28 protein-coding genes are annotated in these 23841 nt (G+C 63.0%); 8 read left to right on the top strand and 20 right to left on the bottom strand.

Annotation, left to right across the window (positions count from 1 at the left end; genetic code table 11):
• Positions 1 to 4: 4 nt before the first annotated feature.
• The 13 genes from RBA40_RS11690 to RBA40_RS11630 form a co-directional block, all read right to left on the bottom strand.
• Positions 5 to 511, bottom strand: coding sequence for a YgjP-like metallopeptidase domain-containing protein (locus RBA40_RS11690; RefSeq protein WP_306648041.1), 507 nt, complete (start codon positions 509 to 511; stop codon positions 5 to 7).
• A 59-nt stretch (positions 512 to 570) separates the two neighbouring features.
• Positions 571 to 957, bottom strand: coding sequence for a hypothetical protein (locus RBA40_RS11685; protein WP_306648040.1), 387 nt, complete (start codon positions 955 to 957; stop codon positions 571 to 573).
• Positions 958 to 1098: 141 nt separating this feature from the next.
• Positions 1099 to 1251, bottom strand: a complete 153-nt coding sequence (gene cydX, locus RBA40_RS11680; RefSeq protein WP_306648038.1) for a cytochrome bd-I oxidase subunit CydX — start codon at positions 1249 to 1251, stop codon at positions 1099 to 1101.
• A 9-nt stretch (positions 1252 to 1260) separates the two neighbouring features.
• Positions 1261 to 2403 (bottom strand): cytochrome d ubiquinol oxidase subunit II, encoded by a 1143-nt coding sequence (gene cydB / locus RBA40_RS11675; RefSeq protein WP_306648037.1) that lies wholly within the window; start codon positions 2401 to 2403, stop codon positions 1261 to 1263.
• Positions 2400 to 3962: a cytochrome ubiquinol oxidase subunit I gene (locus RBA40_RS11670; RefSeq protein WP_306648036.1), complete on the bottom strand. Its 1563-nt coding sequence runs from the start codon at positions 3960 to 3962 to the stop codon at positions 2400 to 2402. The genes cydB and RBA40_RS11670 overlap by 4 nt, the downstream gene beginning before the upstream one ends.
• The gene (gene cydP / locus RBA40_RS11665; RefSeq protein WP_306648035.1) at positions 3959 to 4165 is read right to left on the bottom strand and encodes a cytochrome oxidase putative small subunit CydP; all 207 of its coding nucleotides are present in this window, start codon (positions 4163 to 4165) and stop codon (positions 3959 to 3961) included. Before cydP ends, RBA40_RS11670 begins: the two co-directional genes overlap by 4 nt.
• Before the next feature lies 1 nt (position 4166).
• The gene (locus RBA40_RS11660; RefSeq protein WP_306648034.1) at positions 4167 to 4784 is read right to left on the bottom strand and encodes a GbsR/MarR family transcriptional regulator; all 618 of its coding nucleotides are present in this window, start codon (positions 4782 to 4784) and stop codon (positions 4167 to 4169) included.
• A 277-nt stretch (positions 4785 to 5061) separates the two neighbouring features.
• Positions 5062 to 5850, bottom strand: a complete 789-nt coding sequence (locus RBA40_RS11655; protein WP_306648033.1) for a nucleotidyltransferase domain-containing protein — start codon at positions 5848 to 5850, stop codon at positions 5062 to 5064.
• 51 nt (positions 5851 to 5901) lie between these two features.
• Positions 5902 to 6915, bottom strand: a complete 1014-nt coding sequence (locus RBA40_RS11650; protein ID WP_306648032.1) for an alpha/beta fold hydrolase — start codon at positions 6913 to 6915, stop codon at positions 5902 to 5904.
• A 661-nt stretch (positions 6916 to 7576) separates the two neighbouring features.
• On the bottom strand, positions 7577 to 7984 hold the full coding sequence (locus RBA40_RS11645) for a KGG domain-containing protein (protein WP_306648031.1): 408 nt from the start codon (positions 7982 to 7984) through the stop codon (positions 7577 to 7579).
• A gap of 112 nt (positions 7985 to 8096) precedes the next feature.
• Positions 8097 to 8654, bottom strand: coding sequence for a hemerythrin domain-containing protein (locus RBA40_RS11640; protein ID WP_306648030.1), 558 nt, complete (start codon positions 8652 to 8654; stop codon positions 8097 to 8099).
• Positions 8655 to 8687: 33 nt separating this feature from the next.
• On the bottom strand, positions 8688 to 9155 hold the full coding sequence (locus RBA40_RS11635; RefSeq protein ID WP_306648029.1) for a phasin family protein: 468 nt from the start codon (positions 9153 to 9155) through the stop codon (positions 8688 to 8690).
• A 228-nt stretch (positions 9156 to 9383) separates the two neighbouring features.
• Positions 9384 to 10415 (bottom strand): NADP-dependent oxidoreductase, encoded by a 1032-nt coding sequence (locus RBA40_RS11630; RefSeq protein WP_306648028.1) that lies wholly within the window; start codon positions 10413 to 10415, stop codon positions 9384 to 9386.
• A gap of 140 nt (positions 10416 to 10555) precedes the next feature.
• On the opposite strand from RBA40_RS11630, the gene purU reads away from it, so the two are divergent.
• Complete coding sequence (gene purU / locus RBA40_RS11625) at positions 10556 to 11425, top strand: formyltetrahydrofolate deformylase (protein WP_306648027.1); 870 nt, start codon at positions 10556 to 10558, stop codon at positions 11423 to 11425.
• Positions 11426 to 11453: 28 nt separating this feature from the next.
• Entirely contained in the window at positions 11454 to 11996 is a 543-nt protein-coding gene (locus RBA40_RS11620) for a YaeQ family protein (RefSeq protein WP_306648026.1), read from the top strand.
• Between the two features lie 102 nt (positions 11997 to 12098).
• On the opposite strand, the gene RBA40_RS11615 is transcribed toward RBA40_RS11620, so the two are convergent.
• A complete protein-coding gene (locus tag RBA40_RS11615) occupies positions 12099 to 12869 on the bottom strand; it encodes a PEP-CTERM sorting domain-containing protein (RefSeq protein ID WP_306648025.1) in 771 nt (256 codons plus the stop codon).
• Positions 12870 to 12916: 47 nt separating this feature from the next.
• Positions 12917 to 13672 (bottom strand): PEP-CTERM sorting domain-containing protein, encoded by a 756-nt coding sequence (locus RBA40_RS11610; RefSeq protein WP_306648024.1) that lies wholly within the window; start codon positions 13670 to 13672, stop codon positions 12917 to 12919.
• Positions 13673 to 13848: 176 nt separating this feature from the next.
• On the opposite strand from RBA40_RS11610, the gene RBA40_RS11605 reads away from it, so the two are divergent.
• The 4 genes from RBA40_RS11605 to RBA40_RS11590 all read left to right on the top strand — a co-directional run bounded on the left by RBA40_RS11605 (position 13849) and on the right by RBA40_RS11590 (position 17588).
• Positions 13849 to 14253 carry a DUF2946 domain-containing protein gene (locus RBA40_RS11605; RefSeq protein WP_306648023.1) on the top strand — a complete coding sequence of 135 codons (405 nt, stop codon included), beginning with the start codon at positions 13849 to 13851 and terminating at the stop codon, positions 14251 to 14253.
• A gap of 88 nt (positions 14254 to 14341) precedes the next feature.
• Positions 14342 to 14806: a copper chaperone PCu(A)C gene (locus RBA40_RS11600; protein ID WP_306648022.1), complete on the top strand. Its 465-nt coding sequence runs from the start codon at positions 14342 to 14344 to the stop codon at positions 14804 to 14806.
• A gap of 31 nt (positions 14807 to 14837) precedes the next feature.
• Complete coding sequence (locus RBA40_RS11595; protein WP_306648021.1) at positions 14838 to 15299, top strand: YcnI family protein; 462 nt, start codon at positions 14838 to 14840, stop codon at positions 15297 to 15299.
• Positions 15300 to 15308: 9 nt separating this feature from the next.
• Positions 15309 to 17588, top strand: a complete 2280-nt coding sequence (locus RBA40_RS11590; RefSeq protein ID WP_306648020.1) for a TonB-dependent receptor — start codon at positions 15309 to 15311, stop codon at positions 17586 to 17588.
• 4 nt (positions 17589 to 17592) lie between these two features.
• Here RBA40_RS11590 and RBA40_RS11585 read toward each other — a convergent pair whose 3' ends face one another.
• From RBA40_RS11585 to RBA40_RS11575, 3 genes are all read right to left on the bottom strand, one after another.
• Positions 17593 to 18372, bottom strand: a complete 780-nt coding sequence (locus tag RBA40_RS11585; protein WP_306648019.1) for a head GIN domain-containing protein — start codon at positions 18370 to 18372, stop codon at positions 17593 to 17595.
• A 118-nt stretch (positions 18373 to 18490) separates the two neighbouring features.
• Positions 18491 to 19381 (bottom strand): alpha/beta hydrolase family protein, encoded by an 891-nt coding sequence (locus RBA40_RS11580; protein WP_306648018.1) that lies wholly within the window; start codon positions 19379 to 19381, stop codon positions 18491 to 18493.
• Positions 19374 to 19967 (bottom strand): TetR/AcrR family transcriptional regulator, encoded by a 594-nt coding sequence (locus tag RBA40_RS11575; RefSeq protein ID WP_306648017.1) that lies wholly within the window; start codon positions 19965 to 19967, stop codon positions 19374 to 19376. The genes RBA40_RS11580 and RBA40_RS11575 overlap by 8 nt, the downstream gene beginning before the upstream one ends.
• A gap of 124 nt (positions 19968 to 20091) precedes the next feature.
• On the opposite strand from RBA40_RS11575, the gene RBA40_RS11570 reads away from it, so the two are divergent.
• Both RBA40_RS11570 and RBA40_RS11565 read left to right on the top strand, forming a co-directional pair.
• Positions 20092 to 20730 (top strand): class I SAM-dependent rRNA methyltransferase, encoded by a 639-nt coding sequence (locus RBA40_RS11570; RefSeq protein WP_233291792.1) that lies wholly within the window; start codon positions 20092 to 20094, stop codon positions 20728 to 20730.
• Between the two features lie 701 nt (positions 20731 to 21431).
• Entirely contained in the window at positions 21432 to 21695 is a 264-nt protein-coding gene (locus RBA40_RS11565; RefSeq protein WP_306648016.1) for a hypothetical protein, read from the top strand.
• 537 nt (positions 21696 to 22232) lie between these two features.
• Here RBA40_RS11565 and RBA40_RS11560 read toward each other — a convergent pair.
• The gene (locus tag RBA40_RS11560; RefSeq protein WP_306648015.1) at positions 22233 to 23015 is read right to left on the bottom strand and encodes a 2,3-dihydro-2,3-dihydroxybenzoate dehydrogenase; all 783 of its coding nucleotides are present in this window, start codon (positions 23013 to 23015) and stop codon (positions 22233 to 22235) included.
• 35 nt (positions 23016 to 23050) lie between these two features.
• A complete protein-coding gene (locus RBA40_RS11555) occupies positions 23051 to 23833 on the bottom strand; it encodes an ABC transporter ATP-binding protein (RefSeq protein ID WP_306648014.1) in 783 nt (260 codons plus the stop codon).
• Between the last annotated feature and the right edge of the window lie 8 nt (positions 23834 to 23841).

Here is a 23841-nt window from a genome sequence, read left to right as displayed (position 1 = left end):
CCCGCTACCAGAGGCGCTGGCCTGACACGTCGAGCTGCGTCAGGTACAGCCTCAGGTCGAATTCGTACTGGTGATAGTTCGGTTCCATGTAGCAGCACAGCTTGTAGAACGCCTTGTCGTGCTGCTTTTCCTTGACGTGCGCCAGTTCGTGCACGGCGATCATGCGCAGGAATTCAAGGGGAGCATCCTTGAACACGGTGGCCACGCGGATTTCGTGCTTGGCCTTGAGCTTGCTGCCCTGCACGCGCGAAATAAAGGTGTGCAGGCCGAGCGCGTGCTGGATCACGTGGATCTTGTTGTCGAAGGCCACCTTGTTGATCGGGTCGGCATTGCGCAGGAATTCGGTCTTCAGGTCCTGCACGTAGTCGTACAGCGCCTTGTCGGTGCGCACGCCATGTGCGTTGGGATAGCGCTGCTTCAGCACCTCGCCGAGCTTGTTCTGCTCGATCAGCTGGGTGACTTGCGCGAGCGTCTGCTCGGAATAGGCGCTGAGGTATTTGAGCTGTTGCATGGTGGCACTTTACCATACCGGCCCGCGGCATTGGGGGGCGCGGCAGGTCTGGTGAAAATTCAGATGATTGTTTTTACCAGCCAAAACAATACTGCCGACATTAGCGAAGTAATCAAGGCGACAATAGCGGCGGCTTTGAAGTCGATACCTAAACCGATGCGAAAGCCGGAGATATACGCGATCAGCAAGGCGACAAGCAGCAATACCAGATTGACGCTGCCGAAGAGACTCATCATCCCGGCCAGCGCAACACCGGAAAAAACGAACGCCAGGGCCACGGACTGCAATACCTTGTCCCAACCAACCTGCGCGCCCGTTACCGCCTTGACGGTGCGGGCGCCGACCATGGCGACCAACCCGAACGCGCCAATTGTGGCGAGCGTGACCATCGGCGGGGCCATAAATGCGAACAGCAGAAAGGCGCCGATGATCAACAAATAGTGCATGCTTGCTCCAGAGTAAATATTGATTATACCGACAAGATTGACGGCCGGTCAAAACTGGATGCGTGCCAGCACCTGCGCCACGGCATGCGGATCGGCTTGGTCCCCGGCGCGCGGGCGGCCGCGCGGTCACCGGTGCCGGCGTCAGATGTCGGCCTGGCTGGCCTTCTCGAACCGCTCGCGGGTGGCCTCTTCGTCGCGCAGGCCGAACGCGTAGTTCGCTTCGAGCCACATGACGTTGATGATGGCGGCCGACAGGGCAAGGCCGATCCCTAATATCCAGGCAAAATACCACATGGTCTGCTCCTAATAAGATTCGTGTTCGTTTTCGCGGATGTGCGCCGCGGTGACCTTGCCGCGCATGATCGAATACACCCAGCTGGTGTAGACCACCACGATCGGCAGCATCACCACGATCACCCAGAACATCACGCCCAGGCTCTTGTGGCTGGCCACCGCATCCCAGGCGGTCAGGCCGCTGCCGGGCGAGAGCGACGACGGCATGATGAAGGGGAACATGGCCGCGCCAGCTGTCAGCAGGATCGACGCGACCGATACGCCGCTGGTCAGGAACGCCAGCAGGCTGCGGCGCGCCGCGCACAAGCCCACCGCCAGCGCCGCGCCGAGCAGGCCCAGTACCGGGAAGGCGATCGTGAGCGGCCAGCGCGTGTAGTTGTCCATCCATGCGCCCACGCCCCGTTCGACCACTTTGGCGGTCGGCATGAAGGCGCTGTCGACCGGCGGCATCGAGACGATGCGAAAGCCCTCCATGCCGGTGGCTACCCACAGGCCGCCCAGTGCGAAGGCTGCGATGGTGACCGCGCCGGCGGCCATGGCGGCCTTGCGCGCGCGCCCGGCGATGACGTCGTCGGTCTTTTGATACAGGTAGGTGGCGCCGTGCATGGCCAGCATCGACACCCCCAGCACGCCGGCCAGCAGGCCGAAAGGATTGAACAGGCCGAAGAAGCTGCCGGTGTACTCCATGCGCATGGTGTCGTCGTAGTGGAAGGGCACACCCTGCAGCAGGTTGCCGAAGGCGATGCCGAAGATTAGGGGCGGCACGAAGCCACCGGTGAACAGGCCCCAGTCCCAGGCATTGCGCCAGCGCGTGTCGGCCAGTTTGCTGCGGTAGTCGAAGCCGACCGGACGGAAGAACAGCGCAAAGAGCAGCAGCATCAGCGCCACATAGAATCCCGAGAAGGCGGCCGCGTACACCAGCGGCCAGGCTGCGAACATGACGCCGCCGGCGGCGATGAACCAGGTCTGGTTGCCTTCCCATGTCGGGCCGATCACGTTGATGATGACGCGCCGTTCCATGTCGTCCTTGCCCAGGAAGGGCAGCCACATGCCGACCCCGAAGTCGAAGCCGTTGGTCAGCGCGAAGCCGATCAGCAGGATGCCGACGAAGCCCCACCAGATGACTTTGAGCGTGTCGTAGTCGAAGATCATGCGGCCTCCAGTTTTTCCCAGTGATATTTACCCGTGTGCAGGGCGCTCGGCCCCAGGCGCGTGAACTTGATCATCAGTCCCATTTCGATCACCAGCAGCAGCGTGTAGAAGCCGATGAAGCCGGCCAGGCTGAAATACAGGTTCGACACCTGCAGGGTCGACGCCGACAGGTGGGTCGGCAGGATGCCCGCGATGGTCCACGGCTGGCGCCCGTACTCGGCCACCACCCAGCCCAGTTCCGCCGCCACCCATGGCAGCGGGATCGAGATCACGGCCAGTTTCAGCAGCCAGCGCTGCTGCGCCAGGCGCTTGCGGATCAGGAAGTAGAACGAGGCGCTGAAAATAAACAGGAACAGCAGCCCCAAGCCCACCATGATGCGGAAGGACCAGAACAGCGGCGCAACCTTCGGAACCGTGTCGTTCACGGCCATCTTGATCTGCGCTTCGGTGGCGTCGATCACGCGCGGCGTGTACTTTTTCAGCAGCAGGCCGTAGCCCAGATCGTCCTTCAGGCGCAGGAACTCGGCGCGTGCTTCGGGCGACTTGTCGCCGCTTTTCAGGCGAGTGAGGGCGGCGTACGACAGCATGCCGTTGCGGATGCGCGTTTCGTGCAGCTTTTTCAGGTCCTTGATGCCGGTTACCTGCTTGTCGACGGAACGGGTGGCGATCAGGCCCAGGACGTAGGGAATCTTGACCGCGTAATCGGTGCGTTCCTCGGCGTCGTTGGGCAGGCCGATGAGCGTGATGCCGGCCGGGGCGGGCTCGGTTTCCCATTCGGCTTCGATGGCGGCCAGCTTGACCTTGTTGACTTCACCTGCGGTGTAGCCCGATTCGTCGCCCAGCACGATGACGGACAAGGTCGAGGCCAGCCCGAAGCCGGCCGCAATCGCGAACGAGCGCAGGGCGAACGGCACGTCGCGTGCCTTGAGCAGGTAAAAGGCGGACACGCCCAGCACGAACATCGATGCGGTCACGTAGCCGGCGGCGACGGTGTGCACGAACTTGACCTGGGCGACCGGATTGAAGATCACATCCGTCATGCTGACCAGTTCCATGCGCATGGTCTCGAAATTGAACTCCGCGCCGACCGGGTTGTTCATCCAGCCGTTGGCGATCAGGATCCACAGGGCCGACAGGCTCGATCCGAGGGCGACCAGGAAGGTAACGCCGAGGTGCTGCACTTTCGACAAACGCGACCAGCCGAAGAAGAACAGGCCCACGAAGGTCGATTCGAGGAAAAAGGCCATCATGCCTTCGATCGCGAGCGGCGTGCCGAAGATGTCGCCCACGTAGTGCGAGTAGTAAGCCCAGTTGGTCCCGAACTGGAATTCGAGGGTGATGCCGGTGGTGACGCCCATGGCGAAGTTAATGCCGAACAGCTTGCCCCAGAACTTGGTCATGTCGCGGTAGATTTCGCGGCCGGTCATCACATAGACCGACTCCATGATCACCAGGATCCACGACAGGCCGAGCGTGAGAGGGGCAAACAGGAAGTGATACATGGCGGTCGCGGCGAACTGCAGCCGCGACAGGCTGACAACATCATCGATGGGAATCATGGCGTGGCCTTGGCAGGAAGAGGTGGTTTTGGTCGGGGCGTATCGAGCAGGTGCTGTTCCACCTGCGCGGTCGGCATGCGCATTTTTTTCACTTGGGGCGTGGAGAAGAAGGCTTTGTAGAGCATGAACAGGATGACGACCTTCAAGACCAGCACCAGCGTGATCGCCAGTGCGAACGGGAGGCGGTGGAGAAGGGCGCGCATCTTATTCGCCTTTGTCGCCGCTGTCGGCGGGTGCGGGTTCGGCGCCGGCCGGCTCGGGGGCGCGCTTCTTGCGGAAGGTGCCGCGCACGGTGTCGCCGACGTTGAGCAGGGTCTTCACCGTGGAGCCCATCTTCATCAGCGAGGTGAGGGTTTCGGGCGAGAGGCGCTGCACATCGTCGAACCAGGAACTCGACAGCTCGATCAGGTTGTACATCTCGCGCATGCGCTCCTGGGCGACGCGGTCGGCGTCGGTGGCGGGCGTCTCCAGCAGGGCGTCGCGCAGCATCGACAGGGTCGGCTCGACTTCGCGGCGGCGGCGCTCCTCGAGCAGGGCCTTGAAGATGTCCCAGATATCCTTGGGCGGCTCGAAGTACTCGCGGCGGTCGCCCGGCTGGTGCAGCAGCTTGACCAGGCGCCAGGACTGCAGTTCCTTCAGTCCCATCGACACGTTCGAGCGCGAAAACTGCAGATGTTCGGCGATTTCGTCGGCATTGAGCGGCTTGGCCAGCACGTACAGCAGGGCGTAAATCTGGCCCACGGTCCGGTTGATGCCCCAGCGGCTGCCCATTTCGCCGAAGTGGAGGATGAATTTCTGGGCAAGTGGACTGAGATTTGTCATGTCTATAGGTCTTTGGAAGTATTGAATTTTCAGGAATTACTGAAATTATAGAAGGTTTACGCATTACGTGCAGGACATGCCAAAAAATGACTTCGGCAAGTTTGTTGCCGCCAGCCGGGTGCTGGCGCCGGCATTCGTGCATGACAAACAGGCAAGCGTCGGCCAACCCGGGTGGGCGGGCGTGCGCTGTGGAGGTAATAGCATGTGGGAACGTGTCCGGATGTCAGACCGACATCCGGTTGGAAGGCGAACGCGCGAGGGTGCCGTGCGAGGAGGTTTATCCCTGCTGCTCGCGCAGAACGGCGTGAAACAGGGTGTTCAAGCCGGGCAGGGGCTGGACGCGGGGCGCCGGCAGCGGTTGAACCGACTCGAGGCGTGCCAGTTCCTGTTCGATGAAATCATTGAGACTGGCAATCGGCTCGGACAGCCCCAGTTCCGGTGCGGCGCGTTTCTTTTCCAGCAGCGCGTCGATCTCGGCCAGCAAATCCGGACGGTGATCGAGCAAGTGCAGCAGTTTGTGGAATTCGATCGGCGCGGCCGTGCCGTAGCGCTCTATCCAGTGCACCGACAGCAGCGCGCGCAGCACATAAAAGTACTTTTTGAGCGGTACCTGGGCGCCGCTCAGATGATAGGCGTAATTCGTCTTCGCCATGCTGCGATAGTGGTAAATCCCGCGCTCGGTCGAATACAGGGCGGGCAGCAGATCGCGCGCGCCGGCGCCGAAGCCGCCGGTCTCGATATACGAAATCGGCGACTGAATCCACTCCACCATCGCCGGATTGGTTTTCCATAGCAGGCGCAGCGCCTTGCGCAGGTCCCAGCCATTGAGGTCGATATCGTCGACGATCGGGTACTCGATCACGTCGCGCCGCTCTTCCAGATCCACGGCCAGATACCAGTCCGCCTCGCGGGCGTAGATAAAGCGCACGTCGTAATCGCTGTTGGGCGAGGCAAAGCCCCAGGCGCGGCTGCCCGATTCGATCGCGAGCAGAATGCGTACGCCTTCTTCCTGCTCGGTACGCGCCAGCCGGCGCATTATCTCGGCCCTCACATCAACTGGGATCATGCTCATTCCTTGTATGTCGCAGGCGGATCGGTCCGCCTGCCTGATGCGGCATTATGGCTTGATTTGCGCCAGCAGGTCGGTCACCGCCTTGATGACCGCCTGCGGCTTGTCGGCCTGGATGATATGTCCCGCGCCCGCCACCACCCGGTGCGTGCTGCGCGTGGAGAGGGCGGCCATCTCCCGGTGGATGGCCAGGTTTTCTTTCTCGGCCGCCTTGTTCAGCTCGCTTTGCGGCTTGCCGGGAATGGCATACGGCGACACGCCGCGCGTCAGGACCATCAGCGGCAGGTCGCCGAACGGGCGGCGCGCCGCCCGCAGCTGGGCGGTGCTGGTCTCGAAGGCGTCTTCCTCGGCATTGCGCGCACGCCAGTAGGCTGGCGAGGTAAGCGAGGCGAGGTAGGCGGCGTTCAGGGCGCGGCCGAATTGCGGCTGAAAGCCGCCGGTGCAGTTAGCGAACAACTCGCTGCCGGGAACGAAGCCTTTTTGGGACTGCGCCTCGCAGGCTTTTCCGTACTCCGTCAGCATCGCATTCATTTCCTTGAGCTTGCCCTTGGAGATGACATTCATGCGGTCGATTTCATCTTCATGCTGGGCTTCCACCAGCACCAGTCCCTTGACCTCGTTGGGGTAGCGGTAGGCGAACAACTGGATGTTGCCGCCGCCGAAGGAATTGCCGACCAGGACGTAAGGCGGAGCGATGCCGGCTTTGCCCAGCGCGGCATGCAAATCCTCGACCACGTTTTGCGAGGTGTTCGGGCGTTCAGCCGGATCGCTGAAACCCATGCCGGCGCGGTCGAAGACGCAGGCGCGCGTTTGCTTTGCGACTTCCGGCTGCACCGCGTGCCAGACCCAGCCGGCCATGCCCGACGGCGCGTCGAAGATCACCGTGTTTGCTCCGGAACCGCTGCAATACAGGTTCAGGCGCCGCCCGCCAATGTCGACCATCTGGTTGGCATGGGAAAAAGCGAGCTGGGTATCGGGCGCCGCGGGCGCCTGGGCAAAACTGGAGACGCTGCAAGTTGCGGCGATGGCGAACACGGACATACGCAAGGCGAAACGTGGCATGGGAAACGTCTTTCTTGTGGGATTGGGATACCGCCAGCTGCGGCTTCCGGAGTTGCATAATAGATTAATTTTTATTGTTTGAGGAGGGATTGGAAGTGCTGCCTGTGAAAGCGCGCCATGCTGGCGTTACCGCCGTTGCATATGCATGTCGATGCGGCACGCCGTGGCTGGATGCATATATGCATGCAAATACAACTGGAGATGCGGGATGCGCCCCCTGCGGCTCGCAAGCGCAGCGGCCACGCGCTGAAGGTGGTGCACTTGCGCCAATTTGCATATGCGTGGGAACGCACATGGGATGGACGGCGGACACTGGCGACCGGTGCGCTGTACGCCCGCATCGCGCCGCCCGGCCCGGCGTCATCCGCTCAAACCGGGCATGAACACTGGATTAAGGTTGGAAATGACTGCGCGGGACAAGCGATGGACAGGTGACCATATGAGCAAACGACAGGGTGCGAACCCCGGCTCCCCGGCGAGAGCACCCGCACTCCTGCCTCCGGCGCAAGACCAGCATCCGGGCTAACCGGCACCCAGGCGTACCTTGCCTTGATATGTGCCAGCACCGCATCACCGGAACGTGAACAGTTGTTCTCTCACCCCGGATCACCAACAGTCGAAACGGACGCGGGATGCCCGCCGGCGCCAGCGGGCTTGCCCGTTACTCCGTCTTGTCCTTGTCCTTCTCCTTGGTCCCCTGGCGCGATCCCTTTGCGCCAGCGCCGCCGCCATCACCGCCGGCAGCGGCTGCCGCCGCCGCATTGCGGGCCGCCGATTGCCGGCTCTCGCCGCCCTTGCGCCCGATGTCGGCCATGTGCTCGCGGTTGCGACTGACCGCCTCGCCGCCTTTTTGCCCGGCCCGGCGCGCCTCTTCGGAATCGAATTCGTGCGCCGTTCCTTTCTGGTGGGCAGCCTGGCCCCCCTTGCTGGCAATTTCGCGCTGCTGATGCTGATCCATGGCTGCGAAGCCGCGCTTGGCGGGACCCTGGCTGCTGCCACTGCCGCTTTTTTGCGCGTTGCCGCTGGATGTGCTGTTCTTGTTGCCTCCACTTTCCTTACTTGTCGCCATGTCGTTCTCCTTGTTTGCTTCGGTATCGGAACCCCGCTCTCATGCGCTACTGACGCGTTATCGGGCTTGTGGGTTAGAGACGTGCTCACTTCAATAGTTCCGTCACCCGTCACTAGTTAGGTGGGCGTGGGGTGCGGCGCGCGCCGTTGTGCGGTTCCATCGCATCGACCGGCGATGGCGGCGACGACAGGTCGTCGTCCAGTTCATCCTTGCGCGCCGACAGCCGTTCGCCGAGGTCGTCGAGGTCGATGGCCGAGCGGCGCGCGGCGTCGAACAGCTCGCTTTCCTCCTTGTCGATGTGGTGCGCCATTTCTTCGCCCAGCACGGTCACCATGGCGTCGAAATGGTCATCGCCCGGATACATCACTTCGAGTTGGCTGATCAGGTCGCGCGCGCCGGCATGTTCGACCTCGGCCTCGTCCAGCAACTGGTCGTCATCGATCAGCGAGCGCAGTACCGGATAGAAAATCTCTTCCTCGATCATCGAGTGCACCGTCAGTTCGTAGCAGATGTCGTCGACCAGTTCGAACTTGCGTTCGTCATCGTCTTCGTCGTTGTCACACAAACTTTCAAACTCGCGAAAAAGGCTTTTGACCTTTTCATGGTCGGTTTTCAGCAATTCGAGCGCGTCGATCGCCGCGCCGCTTTTTGGCTTACCGTGGGTAGACATAGGTGAACTCCGTGGTGGGCTGTCTGCCGGTTTTTACTCCGGCGTGTGGTTGGTTTCGTGCGGGGTGTGGGCCGCGCTGACCGCGCTGTCGCCGGCCGGGCGGGCAAGGCTGTGCGGCGCGCCGGCGCCGCGCCGGGCCATGCCGTCAAGCGTGGCCGCCGCGGCGCGGCTGATGTCGGGCAGGTGCGATCCGGCGCGGCGCGCCAGTTCGATGTGCGCGCCGGACAGCACGCCGGCGAGCTGCTGCTGGTAACTGCGCAGGTGCTCGATGAACGGCGCCGACTCGCTTGCGGCGGCCACGGGCAGCTGGAACGGGTAGCTGCACGACACCATGGCGCGCGCGGCATGCAGGATATCGTCATTGAGTTGCCGCGCCAGCTGCACATTGAGCTCGCTCAGCCTGCGCAGCGCGTCGATCCCGGTGCGGGCCAGTTCGCTGAAAAAATCGACCTGCGCGTCGAACTGCGAGCGCATCGGTAGTCTGCTTGAATGGAATGGCATGGCTGTCCTCGTCATAAAACATGGAAGGACGCGGTCGCAGTCGGGCGAACGCGCGTCGCATGGGCATGTGATAGACGTGAGGGGGCGCGTCAAAGTTCCACGAACTTCGTGCGCACGCGCGTTCGGTCAAGCGGGGAGGGAGGAAAAGGGCCGCCGCGAACGGGCGGCCCGGGTCATTCTGGTCAGTTCACCGGCGCGGCGGCGCGCCGGCGGGGTGCGGCGACAGCCTTACGCGTCCGCCACCTTGAGTACGAGCTTGCCGAAATTTTTGCCTTCAAACAGCATCAGCAGCGCTTCGGGGAAGTTTTCCAGGCCCTCGACCACATCTTCGCGGCTTTTGAAAGTGCCTTCCTGCATCCATTTGGCCATGGCGGCCACGCCCACGTGGTAGCGGTCGGCATAGTCGAATACGACGATGCCTTCCATGCGCGCGCGGTTCACCAGCAGCGACAGGTAGTTGGCCGGGCCTTTCACTGGCGTGGTGTTGTTGTACTGCGAGATGGCGCCGCAGATGACGATGCGGGCGCGCAGGTTGATGCGGGTAAGCACCGTATCGAGGATCTCGCCGCCCACGTTGTCGAAGAAGACGTCCACGCCGTCCGGGCAATGCTCTTTCAGGCCATCCTTGACCGAGCTGTTCTTGTAGTCGATGCAGGCGTCGAAGCCCAGTTCATTGACCACGAAATCGCATTTTTCCTTGCCGCCGGCAATGCCGACCACGCGGCAGCCGAGCTGCTTGGCGACCTGGCCGACGGTCATGCCGACCGCGCCGGCCGCACCCGACACCACCACGGTTTCGCCAGCCTTGGGCTGGCCCGATTCGATCAGGCCGAAGTAACCGGTCATGCCGGGCATGCCCAGGGTATTGAGCCAGGTGGTCAGCGGCGCCATGGCCGGGGAAATCTTGTAGAAGTTGCCCGACTTGTCATCGGCCGCACCAACCCAGTACTGCTGCACGCCGATGCCGCCGGAGACGGTGTCGCCCACGGCGAACTTGTCGGACTTCGATGCAACGATCACGCCCACGCCGCCGGCGCGCATGGTTTCGCCGATGGCAACCGGGCGGATGTAGGATTTGCCTTCGTTCATCCAGCCGCGCATGGCGGGGTCGAGCGAGAGGTACAAGGCCTTGACCACGATTTCGCCATCGTTGATGTCGCGCACTGGCTCGGTAATTTCCTCCCAGTCGCTGCGTTTCGGCATCCCGACAGGGCGGGCGGCGAGGCGGAACTGCTGGTTCATCAGTGCGGTAGTCGTCATGGCGAATCCTTGTATGAAGTAGTGATTTGCCTACTATACCGCAATTTCTGCACGGGCGTGCTTTTTTGTAATGGGACGATTTTCCCTGACGCATGCGACAATACAAGGTTCGCAGTTTCCACGCCATCCACTACAAGACCATGACGCATCCAGAATACATCCTGACCCTGTCCTGCCTCGACCAGCGCGGCATTGTGCATCGTGTTTCGGGCTTCCTCGCCGAGCATGGTTGCAACATCATCGATTCGGCCCAGTTCGGCGATGCCGAATCGAAACTGTTTTTCATGCGCGTCCATTTTGCGCTGGAAGAAGGTGCGGTCGGCGACGCCGTCCTGCGCGCCGACTTCGCCGCCCTGTGCACGCAGATGGGCATGAACGGCCAGCTGCACGACGCCGGCACCAAGCCGCGCGTGATGCTGATGGTCTCGAAGATCGGGCATTGCCTGAACGACTTGCTGTTCCGCTACAAGAGCGGCCTGCTGCCGGTGGAAATTCCTGCCATCGTCTCGAACCACATGGATTTCTACCAGCTGGCGGCCAGCTACAACATTCCTTTCCACCACCTTCCGCTGGCCACCGGCGCGGATGCGGCGGCCAAGCAGGCGCAGGAAGCGCGCGTGCTGGACCTGATGCACACCCACAAGATCGACCTGGTGGTGCTGGCTCGCTACATGCAGATTTTGTCCCCGGGCTTGTGCGAAGCGATGCGTGGCAAGGCGATCAATATCCACCATTCCTTCTTGCCGAGTTTCAAGGGCGCCAAGCCGTACGCGCAGGCGCACCATCGCGGCGTGAAGCTGATCGGCGCCACCGCGCACTTCGTCACGGGCGACCTGGATGAAGGCCCGATCATCGAGCAGGATGTCGAGCGGGTCGATCACGCGATGGATGCCGACACGCTCAGCGCCATCGGGCGCGATGTGGAGTGCGTGGTGCTGGCGCGCGCGGTGAAATGGTTTGTCGAGCACCGCATTTTGCAAAATGGCGACAAGACTGTCGTCTTCAAATAATTCAGAGAAGTTAAAGGCAGGCGTATCAATGGCACTTAAAGCGACGATTTACAAGGCAGAACTGCAGATTGCGGACATGGACCGCAATTACTACCAGGAGCACATCCTGACGCTGGCGCGGCATCCATCCGAGACCGACGAGCGGATGATGATCCGTTTGCTCGCCTTTGCGATTCACGCGAGCGAATCGCTGACTTTCACCAAGGGCTTGTTCGACACCGACGAACCGGATCTGTGGCAGAAGGATCTGACCGGCGCGATCGAGTTGTGGATCGAAGTCGGGCAGCCGGACGAAAAGCGTTTGATGAAAGCGTGCGGCCGCAGCGAGCGCGTGATTGTGTACAGCTACAGCGCGACCAGCCATATCTGGTACAAGCAGATCGCCAACAAGCTCGATCGGGCCAAGAACCTGACCGTGATTAACATCCCGGCCGACGCCAGCGCCCAGCTCGAAGCGCTGGCGCAGCGCAATATGCAGCTGCAGTGCACGATCCAGGATGGCCAGATCTACCTGACCGACAGCGTCACCACGGTGCTGATCGAACGCGAGGATTTCAAGGCCCTGCGTTAAGCCACAGTGGTGGCTTGTCGTTTTCGCCACTGGCGCAAACGACGTCATGCGCGGGAGTGGGACGCATGCGGTTCCTCCCGCGCAGGTCATCGCACCAGTGCTTTACGACCTGGCCTGCGCGCCGTTCCGAGCCGCCCGTTGGCGGCGCCGCACCACCCCCGCCAGCAGCGCCAGTCCCGCCAGCGTCATCGCGTACGTGTGCGGTTCCGGAACCGCCTGGGTATATACCGTCAGCAGCAGCGGGCCTTTCAACCTGACGTCCGCCCGCGAGTAATCGCGATAGGGCCACATTTGTCCCGGCTCGTTGCCATACCAGATCGCCGGCGCCGCGTACCCTTCAATGTAGCCCTCGAACGTAAGGAAGAACGGCAAGGTCTTGTTCAGCGGGCCGCTGTCGAACCTGAAATCGCTATGTCCCTGCAGATTCGAGGTCGTATGTTCACCTAACGCGAAATTCTCGCCCCCCACGACATCGTGCGCATAGGCCCATGCGCCGGACCGGGTCTCCGCGCTTCCGGGGAATCCCGACCCGTCCGGGGATTGGCCGACGTGGAGCTCGCCCCAAAAGCCGCCGGTCACGCTGTAGCCGGTCACCTTGTAACCCTCGCGCGCGCTCAGCTGGAACACGCTGCCGTGGACGGTGTGGTAATTAAGCATGTTCGGATTGCCCATGAAGTGAGCGGCATTGACCAGGGAAAAAGTCGCAGCCCCGTTTACGTCCGACACCAGTGTTTCCGCATACGGCGACTGGAACGTGTCGAATGTGAGGCCGCTGGTCTCGATATGGACCGTGTCGGCATGCGCCAGCTGAGGCGCGAACAGGGCGGCGAAAGCGATGGCGGTGACGGCGATGTGCCGGGTGTGGGAGAACATGACTATTCCTTCATAGTGGTTGAGGGGATATCGCCGGGACCAGCCCTTCACGCTGCGCGCGCGGCCCTTTTCCTGCGCCGCACCACGCCGGCAAGGAACGCCAGTCCCGCCAGCGTCATCGCGTATGTGTGCGGTTCGGGGACCGCCTGCGTGTACACCGTCAGCAGCAGCCGATCCCTGAGCCCGACTTCCGCCCGCGAGAAATCGTAGTAGTTTCTCGGGTCCCTTGGATCGGTGCTGTTCCAGATCGCCGGAGATGCCTGGCCGTAGGCGTAGCCTTCGAACGACACAAGGAATGACGCGGTGCGGTCCAGCGCCCCGCTGTGGAAGGTGAAATCGCCATTGCCCCGCAGATCGGACGCCGACCAGCTATGCTGTGCGAGCGTCTCTCCCGTTACGGCGTCGTGCGCGCCGCTCATGGCGCCGGCGCTGGTGTTGGCCCCGCCCGGACGTCCGGTCCCGTCGGGCGATTGCCCCACGTAGATATCGCCGCTAAAGCCGCCGGACAGGGAGTAACCGGTCACCTTGTAGCCGGCGCGCGCGCTGAGCTGGAATACGCCGCCGTAGTCGTTGAAATAATTAAACTGATTCGGGAAACGCAGGCGGTCGACAGCGTTGACCAGGGAAAAAGTGGCAGCCCCGTTCACGTCGGACACCAGGGTCTCTGCCCGCTGAGACCAGGAGGTGTCGAACATGACACTGCTGCTCTCGATATGGACCCCGTCGGCGAACGCCAACTGGGGAGCGAGCAGGGCGGCGAAAGCGATAGCGCTGGCGGCGAGGTACCGGACGGACGAGGACATGGTCATTCCTTGTTGGTTGGGGAAATGTCAATGTTACGTGAAGCAGTGCAAAAAAATTACGATTTTTGTAAGTGTTGTTTTGATGGCGGAGGGCGATATCGCCGCGCGGCGCCTAGTCCTTTTGCCGACCGCGGTAGTCCCCCCGGCGCCCGCATCCCTGCGATATAATTCTCCCCATGAAAATGAAGTCGACCAAGTGGCGCCTGCAAATCTGGATCGCGTGTCTCGCGATCCTGATGAACGTGCTCGCCCCATCGATTTCGCACGCGCTCGGCGCCGTCCGCGGTGATGCGCTCAGCGCGGACATCTGCTTCACCGACCCAAGCGCGCGCGCCACCCCCGGCGTCCAGGCCATCAGCTTGCTCGCCGGCCAGCTTGACCACAGCGGCGCCGGCATGATGGAAGACTGCGGCTACTGCCTTCCGCACGCCGGCAGCTATTCGCTGATGCCGAACGCAATCACGGGCCTGGCCATCCTCGGCGGCCACGAGCTGCGTCCCTTCCTGTTCTACCGCGCGCCGCAGCCCCTGCTCGCGCTCACCGCCGCCCCTCCGCGCGGCCCGCCCGCGATTCTCCGATAGCTCTTGCGGCGCATCGCGCCGCACCGTTGCGACGTTGCGCGCCTGTTCGGCAGGCCCACGTCACCAGACCCTATTACAGACAATCACCATGAAAAAACATACTTATGCGCTGATCGCGTTGTGCGCGCTCGCCTCGTCCGCCTTCGCCCAAGTCAAGGTCGACGCCCCGTGGGCGCGTGCCACCGTGCCGGTCCAGAAAACCAGCGGCGCCTTCATGCAGCTGCTGTCGGCAAAGGACGCGCGTCTCGTCGGCGCCAGTTCGCCGGTCGCCGGCACCGTTGAAATGCACAAGATGGAGATGCAGGGCGACCAGATGAAAATGCAGGAGGTCGACGGCATCGATCTGCCCGCCGGCAAGGCGGTCAAGCTGGCCTCGGGCGGCTACCACCTCATGCTGATCGACCTGAAACGCCAGCTCAAGGCGGGCGATTCGGTGCCGCTGACACTGACCGTCGAACACCCGAACAAGAAACGCGAATCGATGACCATCGAGGTTCCTGTCAAGCCGCTGAACTTTGTCAGCCCCCACGGTGCGCACGCCGCTGCCCACTGAACTTGACGCCGCAACCAACACGGAAATCATCATGAACATTCGCATTCTCTTCGCTTGCGCGGCCCTGGCCGCGCCGCTCGCGCACGCCCACGTGACGCTCGAACAAACGACCGCCAACGCCGGCGCCTCCCAGAAGCTGACCTTCCGTGTCGGCCACGGTTGCAAAGGCAGCCCGACCCACACCCTGACCGTGACCCTGCCTCAAGGGATCAGCGGCGCCAAGCCGATGCCCAAGGCTGGCTGGGCCATCTCCGGAACGGCCAGCCAGGTGACCTGGAAAGGCGGCCCGCTGCCGGACGCCCACTTCGACGAATTCGCCATGCAGGTCAAGCTGCCCGCCACCGTGGGCAAGCATTACTTCAAGGTCACGCAACTGTGCGATGAAGGCCGGCTGGACTGGGATGCCATTCCCGACGCCAGCGGCGCCAAGCTGGCGTCGCCCGCACCCGTGCTCGAGATTCTCCCCGCCGCCGCCGGCGCACCCCACCACTAAGGGCTCGCCATGAAAACATTGTTTACCAGCGCACCGGCGCTGGGGATCCTGCTCGCCTGTACCTCCAACATGGCGCAGGCCACCCACACGCCAGTCAAGCTGCCCGCGGTGACCGTCAACGGCGGGCGACCCAGTTCGCTGCCGACCCAGATCCCGACCACCATCGAGTCAATCAGCGGCGCCCAGGTGGAGCAGCGCATCAACGCCACCGACAGCGAGGACGCGCTCAAATACTTCCCGAGCCTGAATGTGCGCAAGCGCTACATCGGCGACTACGATCACGCGGTGCTGGCCAGCCGCGCCTCCGGCACCGGCAACAGCGCGCGTTCGCTGGTGTACGCCGACGGCATCCTGCTCTCCAACCTGCTCGGCAACGGCGCCACCTTCACCCCGCGCTGGGGCATGGTCTCGCCCGAGGAAATCGAGCGCGTGGACGTGCTGTACGGGCCATTTTCGGCAGCCTATCCGGGCAATTCGGCCGGCGCGGTGGTCGACTTCCAGACCCGCATGCCGACCCGCCTGGAAGCGCACGTGAAGCTGTCGGCCTTCAGCCAGCGCTATCGCCAGTACGCCAGCGACGACCGCTTCGGCGGCGGCCAGGGCAGCGCCTCGGTCGGCAACCGCCAGGGCGCATGGTCGTGGTGGGTCGATGTGTCGCGCCTGGACAGCCGCGGCCAGCCGATCGGGTTTGCCAACAAGCTTGTTTCGACAGGCGTGAACAGCGCAGCGGGCCTGCCGGTGACGGGCGCCGTGGCCGATAAAAACTCGGCCAACAAGGATTGGCTCATCATCGGCACCACCGGCCAGTCGCACACGGTGCAGGACCACGCCAAGATCAAGCTCGCCTACGATGTCACGCCCGTGCTGCGCGCCAGCTACACCCTGGGTTGGTGGGGCAACGACGCCCACCGCGCCGCCGAAACCTATCTGCGCGATGCCGCCGGCAACCCGGTGTACCGGGGCGACGCGAATGGCTTCATCAACATGGGCGGCAGGCGCTATGAACTCAAGCCGTCGGACCTGGCGCCCACCATCGGCAAGCTCGAACACCTGATGCACGGCTTCGCGCTCAAGCAGCACAGCAAGGGCGTGTGGGACTGGGAAATCGCGGCCAGCAAATACGATTACGCCAGGGACCAGGTGCGCACGCCGGTGGTGTCGGTGGCCAGCATCGGCCAGGCGGGCCGCGGCAACGTGACCGACATGGGAGGCAGCGGCTGGACCACGCTGGCGCTCAAGGGCATCTGGCGCCCGACGCCGGCCCACATCGTCGACATGGGCGTGCAGAGCGACAGCGCGGCCCTGCGCACGCGCGTGTTCTCCGGCAGCGACTGGATTCGTGCGGGCGACGGGGCCACCGTATCCACCTTCAACGGCAACACGCGCCTGCAAAGCGTGTACGCGCAAGACACGTGGCGCTTTGCGCCCCAGTGGAAGACCACCCTCGGCATGCGCCTGGAGCGCTGGAGCGCGTACGGCGGCGAAGTATCGAACGCCGCATCGGTAGCGCCGCTGCCGTTCGGCGAACGCGTCGACACCAGCTGGTCGCCGAAAGCGGCCCTGGCGTGGCAGGCCACGCACGACTGGGCATTGAAGGGATCGGCCGGACGCGCGGTGCGCAACCCGACCGCGGCGGAACTGTTCCAGGGCTCCATCGTCGACCAGCAGATCGTCAACCGCGACCCGAACCTGCGCGCCGAGCGTTCGTGGACGGGCGAACTGACCGCTGAAAAGGTAACAAGCGATAGCTCGCTGCGCGCCACCCTGTTCCACGAGACCACGCGCGACGCGCTGTATTCGCAGCCGCTGACCAGCCTTGTGAACACCGTGCAGAACGTCGACAAGATCCGCACCAACGGGCTCGAAATGGCATGGCAGGGTGACGACGTGATGGTGCACGGGCTGACCATCAACAGCAGCCTGACCTACGCCGATTCGACCATCGCGCAAAACCGCGTCTTTGCCGCCAGCGTGGGCAAACGCCAGCCGCGCGTGCCGCAGTGGCGCGCCAACCTGCTCACGACCTACCATCTGGGTCAGGACTGGGTGGGCAGCGTGGGGGTGCGCTACAGCGGCAAGCAGTACGGCACGCTGGACAACACCGATCCGAACGGCGCCACCTACATGGGCGTGTCCGACTATCTGGTGGCGGACCTGCGCGTGCGCTACAAGATCAGCAAACAGTGGAGTGCGGCGCTCGGCATCGATAATGTGAACAATGCGCGCTACTGGGCCTTCCACCCGTACACCCAGCGCACCGCGGTCGCGGAACTGCGCTTCGACCTGTAAGGGCTTAGCGCTGCGGCGCGTCGCCGAGGCGGCGCGTGGTGCCGGAGCCGGCCGTCGACTTGCTCACTGTCGGGCTGCCGTAGTATTTCACGTCGCCCGAACCGGCAATCGATGTGTTCAAGCCGTCGCTGACCCACACAATGGCCTCGCCGGAGCCGGCCACGCTGATCTTGGCATTGCGCGCCTTGACCTTGCCGATGTTGACGTCGCCCGAGCCGCCGATCATGATCGATACGTTATCCAGCGACCCGGGCCCGCTGGTCAGGCTGCCGCTGCCGCCGACGGCGATGATGGCGTGGTCTGCTTCGATGCCCTTGAGGACGATGGAGCCCGCTCCGCCGACGTTGATGCTGACCTTGTCGCCGCGCAGGGCATCGGCATCGATGCTGCCCGAGCCGCCAATGGATATGTGATCGAGGCTTTTGGCCTGCACCACGATCTTCATGTGGCGGGTCTTGAAGCTCAGGTTGCGCTTGTTGGGGCGCAGCTGGAGCGTGCCGTTCTCGATCACGGTTTCCACCAGCGGCAGCAGATTGTCGTCGGTTTCGATGCTGACGCTTTCGGTGTTGCCGATGCGCACTTCCACCTTGGCCGGAAGGCTCAGCGCAACGCCGGTAAAGTGGCCCAGCGCGCGCGTCTCGCGTTTGACGATGGTGCTGCCCTGGACCTTGTCGCCGCCGAACCAGTCACCCCCGGCAGCCTGGCTGGCGGGCAGCGCGCACGCAAGGGCGGCGGCCAGAATGAGGTGGTGCAGGGCGAAACGGGTAGTCGGTGCTCGGGTCATGACGGCGTCCTTTGAACGATGCGGTGGGATTGGATTCCTGACCAGCATACTAGGCAAGCGGCCATGGTGCGGCGCGCCGTTTGCGACAAACTGCAGTGCGCGCCGGACAGACTGCAGTTTAGCGCGATGGACTGGCCGGAGGAATTCGTCCGTGCTGCTCCAGCCAGCCCAGTGCCCCTTCCCACAGCGGCTTGCAGTGCGCCTTGAAGTAGCCCATGTGGCCGATCGGGCCCATTCCGGCCTGGCGCGGGTCGATGTCGGTCGCCTGCCAGCCGGCGTTGCGGTAAGCCGACATGAAGGCGTTGCGGGACGGCGGGCGCGCCCACAGGTCGTCGAGCGCATTGCAGGCCATGATCGGGCTGCGCACGCTCTCGTACGATGCGGCGATGTGCTTCATGTTCGGGTCCTGGAAAAAATAGCGCGGGAAGGTGCACCAGCGTTTCCACTGCCGGTACACATCGACCGGCAAGTCTTCGCCCATGCCCATCCAGTTCCACGCCAGGTAACCCTTCACGCGCACGATCAGGGGGCCGAGCACGCGCCACATCAGCAGCACGCGCAGGCGCTCCATCGGCGGCATCCAGCCGTGCCAGCCGGCGCCGGTGGCGAAGGTGTACAGGCCGTCGACCTTGTCGTGATTGGGCAGCAGGCCGAAGGCATGGCCGCCATAGGAGTGGCCCACCATATATAAAGGCAGTCCGGGTTCGCTCATGGCGTCCACGGCGGCGGCGAGGTCCTGGCGGCCCCAGTCCAGGTAATCCATGCGGAAGCCCTTGAGCGTGGCCGGCTTGGACAAGCCGATGCCGCGGTAATCGAGCGTCATCACGTTGTAGCCGCAGCTGCTGGCGTACTGCGCGAAGCGCCGGTAGAAGCCTTGCGGCACGCCGGTGGCTCCGGCCACCACGAGGTGGCCGCGCGTCGGTCCGGCGGCCGGGTAGCGCAGCGCCGCGATCGGGTAGCCGTCGGCGGTGGTCAGGGTCAGGGATTGGGCATCGGCGGGCTTACTCATGATCGGGTTCCTTGGGGCGCCGCAGCTTCAAATAGGTGAGCAGGGCGCTGCTGACGAGCGCCATCGGTTCGGGCGTGCCGGCCACGCGCGCCTGCAGCAAACCGCCCTCGTAGGCGGCCAGCAGCAGGGCCGCCGTGGCGTGCGCGCTGGCCGCTTCGTAACCGGCGTTGACCAGGCCCGTGGCGATGCGGTCGCGCACCGCGGCAAAGCCCCTGGCCAGCGCCGCGCGGATCTCCACGTCGTCGGCGGTCGTTTCCAGGGCGATGGTGGCCAGCGGGCAGCCGCGTTCGTAGTGGCTGGCGTCGAGCCGTTTCTGGGCACCGTTAATCCAGATCATCAGCGCGGCGCCCGGATCGCCGCTGGCGGCCATGCTCGCTTCCATGCTGTCGCACAGGCGCGCAATGGTCACCTCGATGGCGGCCACGGCCAGTTCGGTCTTACCTCCTGGAAAGTGATGGTAGAGCACGCCCTTGGGGGCGTCGGCGGCGGCCAGCAGTTCGGTCAGGCCGCTGCCGTGCAGGCCGCGGCGTTGCAGGGCGTCGATCATGGCGCCGATCAGGCGTTGTTTGGCATCGCTTGGTTTCATGTCGATGATCCTATAGACCGATCGGTCTATAGGCAAGAAAAATCTTGCGGAGGTAGAGGAGGGGCTCTAAATGGGGCGGCAGGCGGTATCATGTGGGCTTGCAATGCATTTTCACTGGAACCACATGCTGATCATCACCATCAAACAGGGCAAGGAAAAAAGCCTGCTCGCCGGCGAACCCTGGATTTACGCGTCCGCGATTGAAAAAGTCGACGGCAAGCCGAACGAAAAAATGAAGGCGGGCGGCACGGCGATCGTGCAGTCGTCGTCGACCAAATTCCTGGCGCGCGCCGCCTACAATTCCAAGTCGCAGATCCGCGCGCGCGTATGGACCTTCGACGAAGGCGAGCCGGTCGACCATGCGCTGATCAAGCGCCGTGTCAAGGCGGCGCTGGCCAAGAGCGCGGCGGCGGCGAAGAAAGCCCGCCCCGATCAAGTGGTCAAGCTGGTCAACGCCGAGGCGGATAATTTGCCGGGTTTGCTGGTGGAGCAGTACGGCGGTAAAGAGGGGTATCTGATCTGCGAATTCCAGGCCGCTGGCGTGGACGCGTGGAAGGTGCCGATCGTGCAGACCCTGATCGCGGAGACGGGTTGCCGCAATGTGTACGAGCGCGCCGATGAACTGGTGCGCAAGGGCGAAGGGCTGCCATTTGTGGAAGGCGCGCTGGCCGGCGATGAGCCGCCCGATGAAGTGCCGGTCACCGAGAACGGTGTCAAGTTTGCGCTGGATTTGAAGACGGGCGAGCGGTACAAGTTTCGCTGAGGTATAGCGGCGCGCAGTTGACCGGCCAACAGTTCAATCGCGGCAGTTGCGTTTTGCATGCAGTATTTTGGCTTGACTTATCAGGCGCCGATGCAAGCGGACGTTGTCAATGGTGCCAAGGCCTTGGTCAAGGCAGTCGTTTTCGGAAAGGTTGTCAACGCGCGGAACCGTGTCGGTCGGCACTGCAGGCTTTGGAAACTAATTTCAGCAGTGGGAACGTCGGATTTAAGAGCCAGACGAGAGGAACGCTCCGTAGTCACCACTGGCATTTCAGTAAGCTGTATGTGTCGGCGAAGCTGGCATTATCGTCGCTCTGATGTTCTGCTCCGCCACGTATTTTTACCCTAGTGGCAAGCAGCCCGACTTGTTGGGATTTACCGATTTCTGGCTACGAGGCCTACTGATTGCGGCTCTTGTTGGCGTAGTTTTCGCAAGGGCGCTCGGCGGAGGGAGTTTGCGCCTGTTGCTCGGAGAAAGTGGAAGCCGTCCTTCTCCATGGGAGGAGGCGTGGTTGGCGCGTTACCTTGACTCCGTCAATGTCAACGCAACCGTCGGCAAAGTCAGGCGCTGTGCCGAACGACGATCGGCTTAGTTCCTTATGCCCAGCACACTGTAACTGGATAGTTGATTTACCACGCAGCTTGGCAGCGCGTCGCGATAGCACCTGCCGAGTTAACCTCGCAATTTTTTAGGACACATTTGTGAAATATGTACGCTACACCTTCGCCGGACTTGGACTACTGTTTGTTCTGGTGTGGGCTGGACAATGGGTGTTTGCAAAAGAAAACCTTGGAAGTCCCCTTGCCATCGGGCTCGGGCCAATAATATGGGGGGCATTGGCAGCGGGCTTGCTCGCCACTACCTGGAAAATGCGGTTTGCTCTTGCTGCTGCAGGTGGACTCGGCGCATGGGCTTTATTGTACGGTGTTTATCTTTACAATCTGAGAATGTTTCCGATACCGTGACATGACCTGTGTGACGCTCAGGTTCTGGATTTGATCGACGCCTCAGCACCAAACCGCAGGCGCGTAAAGTTAGCTGGAAAAATTTTGCTTGCGCTCGGACTGTTGATGCCTGTGGGGAAGTTATCTTCGGAAGACTGCCAACGTCCCTGCTGGCATTCCAAACAGGACGGGCGCTGTACGTATTGGCGGGCCTGACGGTCATAACTACCTTCCTTCTGACAGTTTCTCAGCCGGAATCTGACATTGATTCAAACTTGAACTTATGCTTCCAAAACGCACGAAATCTCAACTAGCGGGCGAACTAGGCCGATTAGTTCAACAGTATGCTCGCAAGGCGCACAAGCAGCGGGATCCGAACGACCGAAAATATGACCGAAAGCTTGAGGAAAAAATAAAGCGACTTTCATCAGAGGATCTGTCGGAAATGTTGTCCGGGGAGGACGTTGAGCCAGTCGCGCCGCATTCGAAACCGCCAAAAGAAGACTGAAATGTTTCAGATCAGGTCGCGATCACTCCAGGTAAAGGTTGCCGTTCGCTTTAGCCGCCCAGCGTCGCTCCACCGTCAATCCGCAAGTCATGCATGGTGATGTGGCGCGCACTGTCCGACGCCAGGTACAGCACCGCATCGGCAATATCGTCCGGCGTCGCGATCCGTTTTAACGGAATCCCCAACCGGAACGTCTCCAGCGACCCGCCGATGACGCCCTGCGATCCATCGGCCCCATTCCACAACTGTCGCTGCATCTCCGTATCGGTCGATCCCGGCGAAACCACATTGCAGCGAATCCCATGCGGGGCCAGTTCCAGCCCCAGACAGCGCATGAACTGCGTGGACGCCGCCTTCGACGCCGCGTACGCCCCCATCTGCATCCTCGGTACGCTCGACGCATTCGACGCGACCGTCACGATGGCGCCGCGCTTGCGTTCCACCATGCCCGCCGCCACCGCGCGGCACAGGCGGAACACGCCGCCCGCGTTCACCGCAAACGTCTGCTCCCAATCCGCATCGCTGTAGTCCAGAATGGACCCCATGCGCAGGATGCCCGCCACGTTGACCAGCACATCGATCTCGCCCAGCTCGCGCCGTACACAAGCCACCGCTTCGTTCACGGCTGCACTGTCGGTCACATCGACCGCGATACCGATTGCCGAAGCGCCGCCCGCGCGCAGGGTTGCCGCCATGTCCTCGACCGCACCGGCTTTCACATCGAACACCGCCACCGCCGCGCCTTCGCGCGCCAGCTTGCGTGCCACGGCTGCGCCGATGCCCTGCGCTGCGCCGGTAACCAGCGCAACCTTGCCTTCGAATTGATTTGCCATCTTGTTCCTTGTTCGCTTAGTGAAAACCGTGAAAACTAGTGAAAACGCCTGACCGGCACCACCACCGGCGCACCGTCGCCGGGCGCGGACAGCACGTCCACGTCAAGCTCATACAACTGGCGCACCAGTGCCGGCGTGACCACATCGCGCGGCGCGCCGGCGGCGACGATGCGCCCGTCGCGCATGGCCACCAGGGTGTCGGCATAGCGCGCCGCCGCAGCCAGGTCGTGCAGCACGATGACTACCGAACGCCCGCCGTTCGCCAACGCGCGCACCCGGTCCAGCACATCGACCTGGTGGCCCAGATCGAGCATGCTGGTCGGTTCGTCGAGCAGCAAGATTGGCGTCTCTTGCGCCAGGGTCATCGCCAGCCAGCAGCGCTGACGCTGCCCGCCGGATAATTGATCGAGCCGGCGCTGGGCCAGCGCGCTCACGTCCGTGGACGACATGGCCGCATTCACCGCCAGCTCGTCCTCGCGCGACCACTGGCGGAACAAGCCCTGGTGCGGATGACGGCCGAAGCGAACCAGCCCGCTGACCGTGATGCCTTCGGGCGCCTGTGGCGACTGCGGCAGCATCGCCAGGGTGCGTGAGGCTTGCTGCTGGCGCATCTGCCACAGGTCGTGCGCTCCGAGCTTTATGCTGCCTTGCTGCGGCCGGTGCAGCCGCGCCATGCAGCGCAGCAGCGTCGATTTGCCGCAGCCGTTCGGGCCGACGATGGCCGTGACCTTGCCCGGCTCGATCGCCAGGTCGATCCCGTGAAGAACGGGGCGGCCCGGATGGCCTGCATGCAGGTCTTGCACAAGCAGTTGTGTCACTTGTTTAT

Source organism: Massilia pseudoviolaceinigra (assembly GCF_030846505.1).
GTDB classification, from domain to species: Bacteria; Pseudomonadota; Gammaproteobacteria; order Burkholderiales; family Burkholderiaceae_D; genus Telluria_A; species Telluria_A violaceinigra.
The sequence above is the reverse complement of the archived record's forward strand: the minus strand, read 5'-3'. Positions and strand labels throughout refer to the sequence as shown.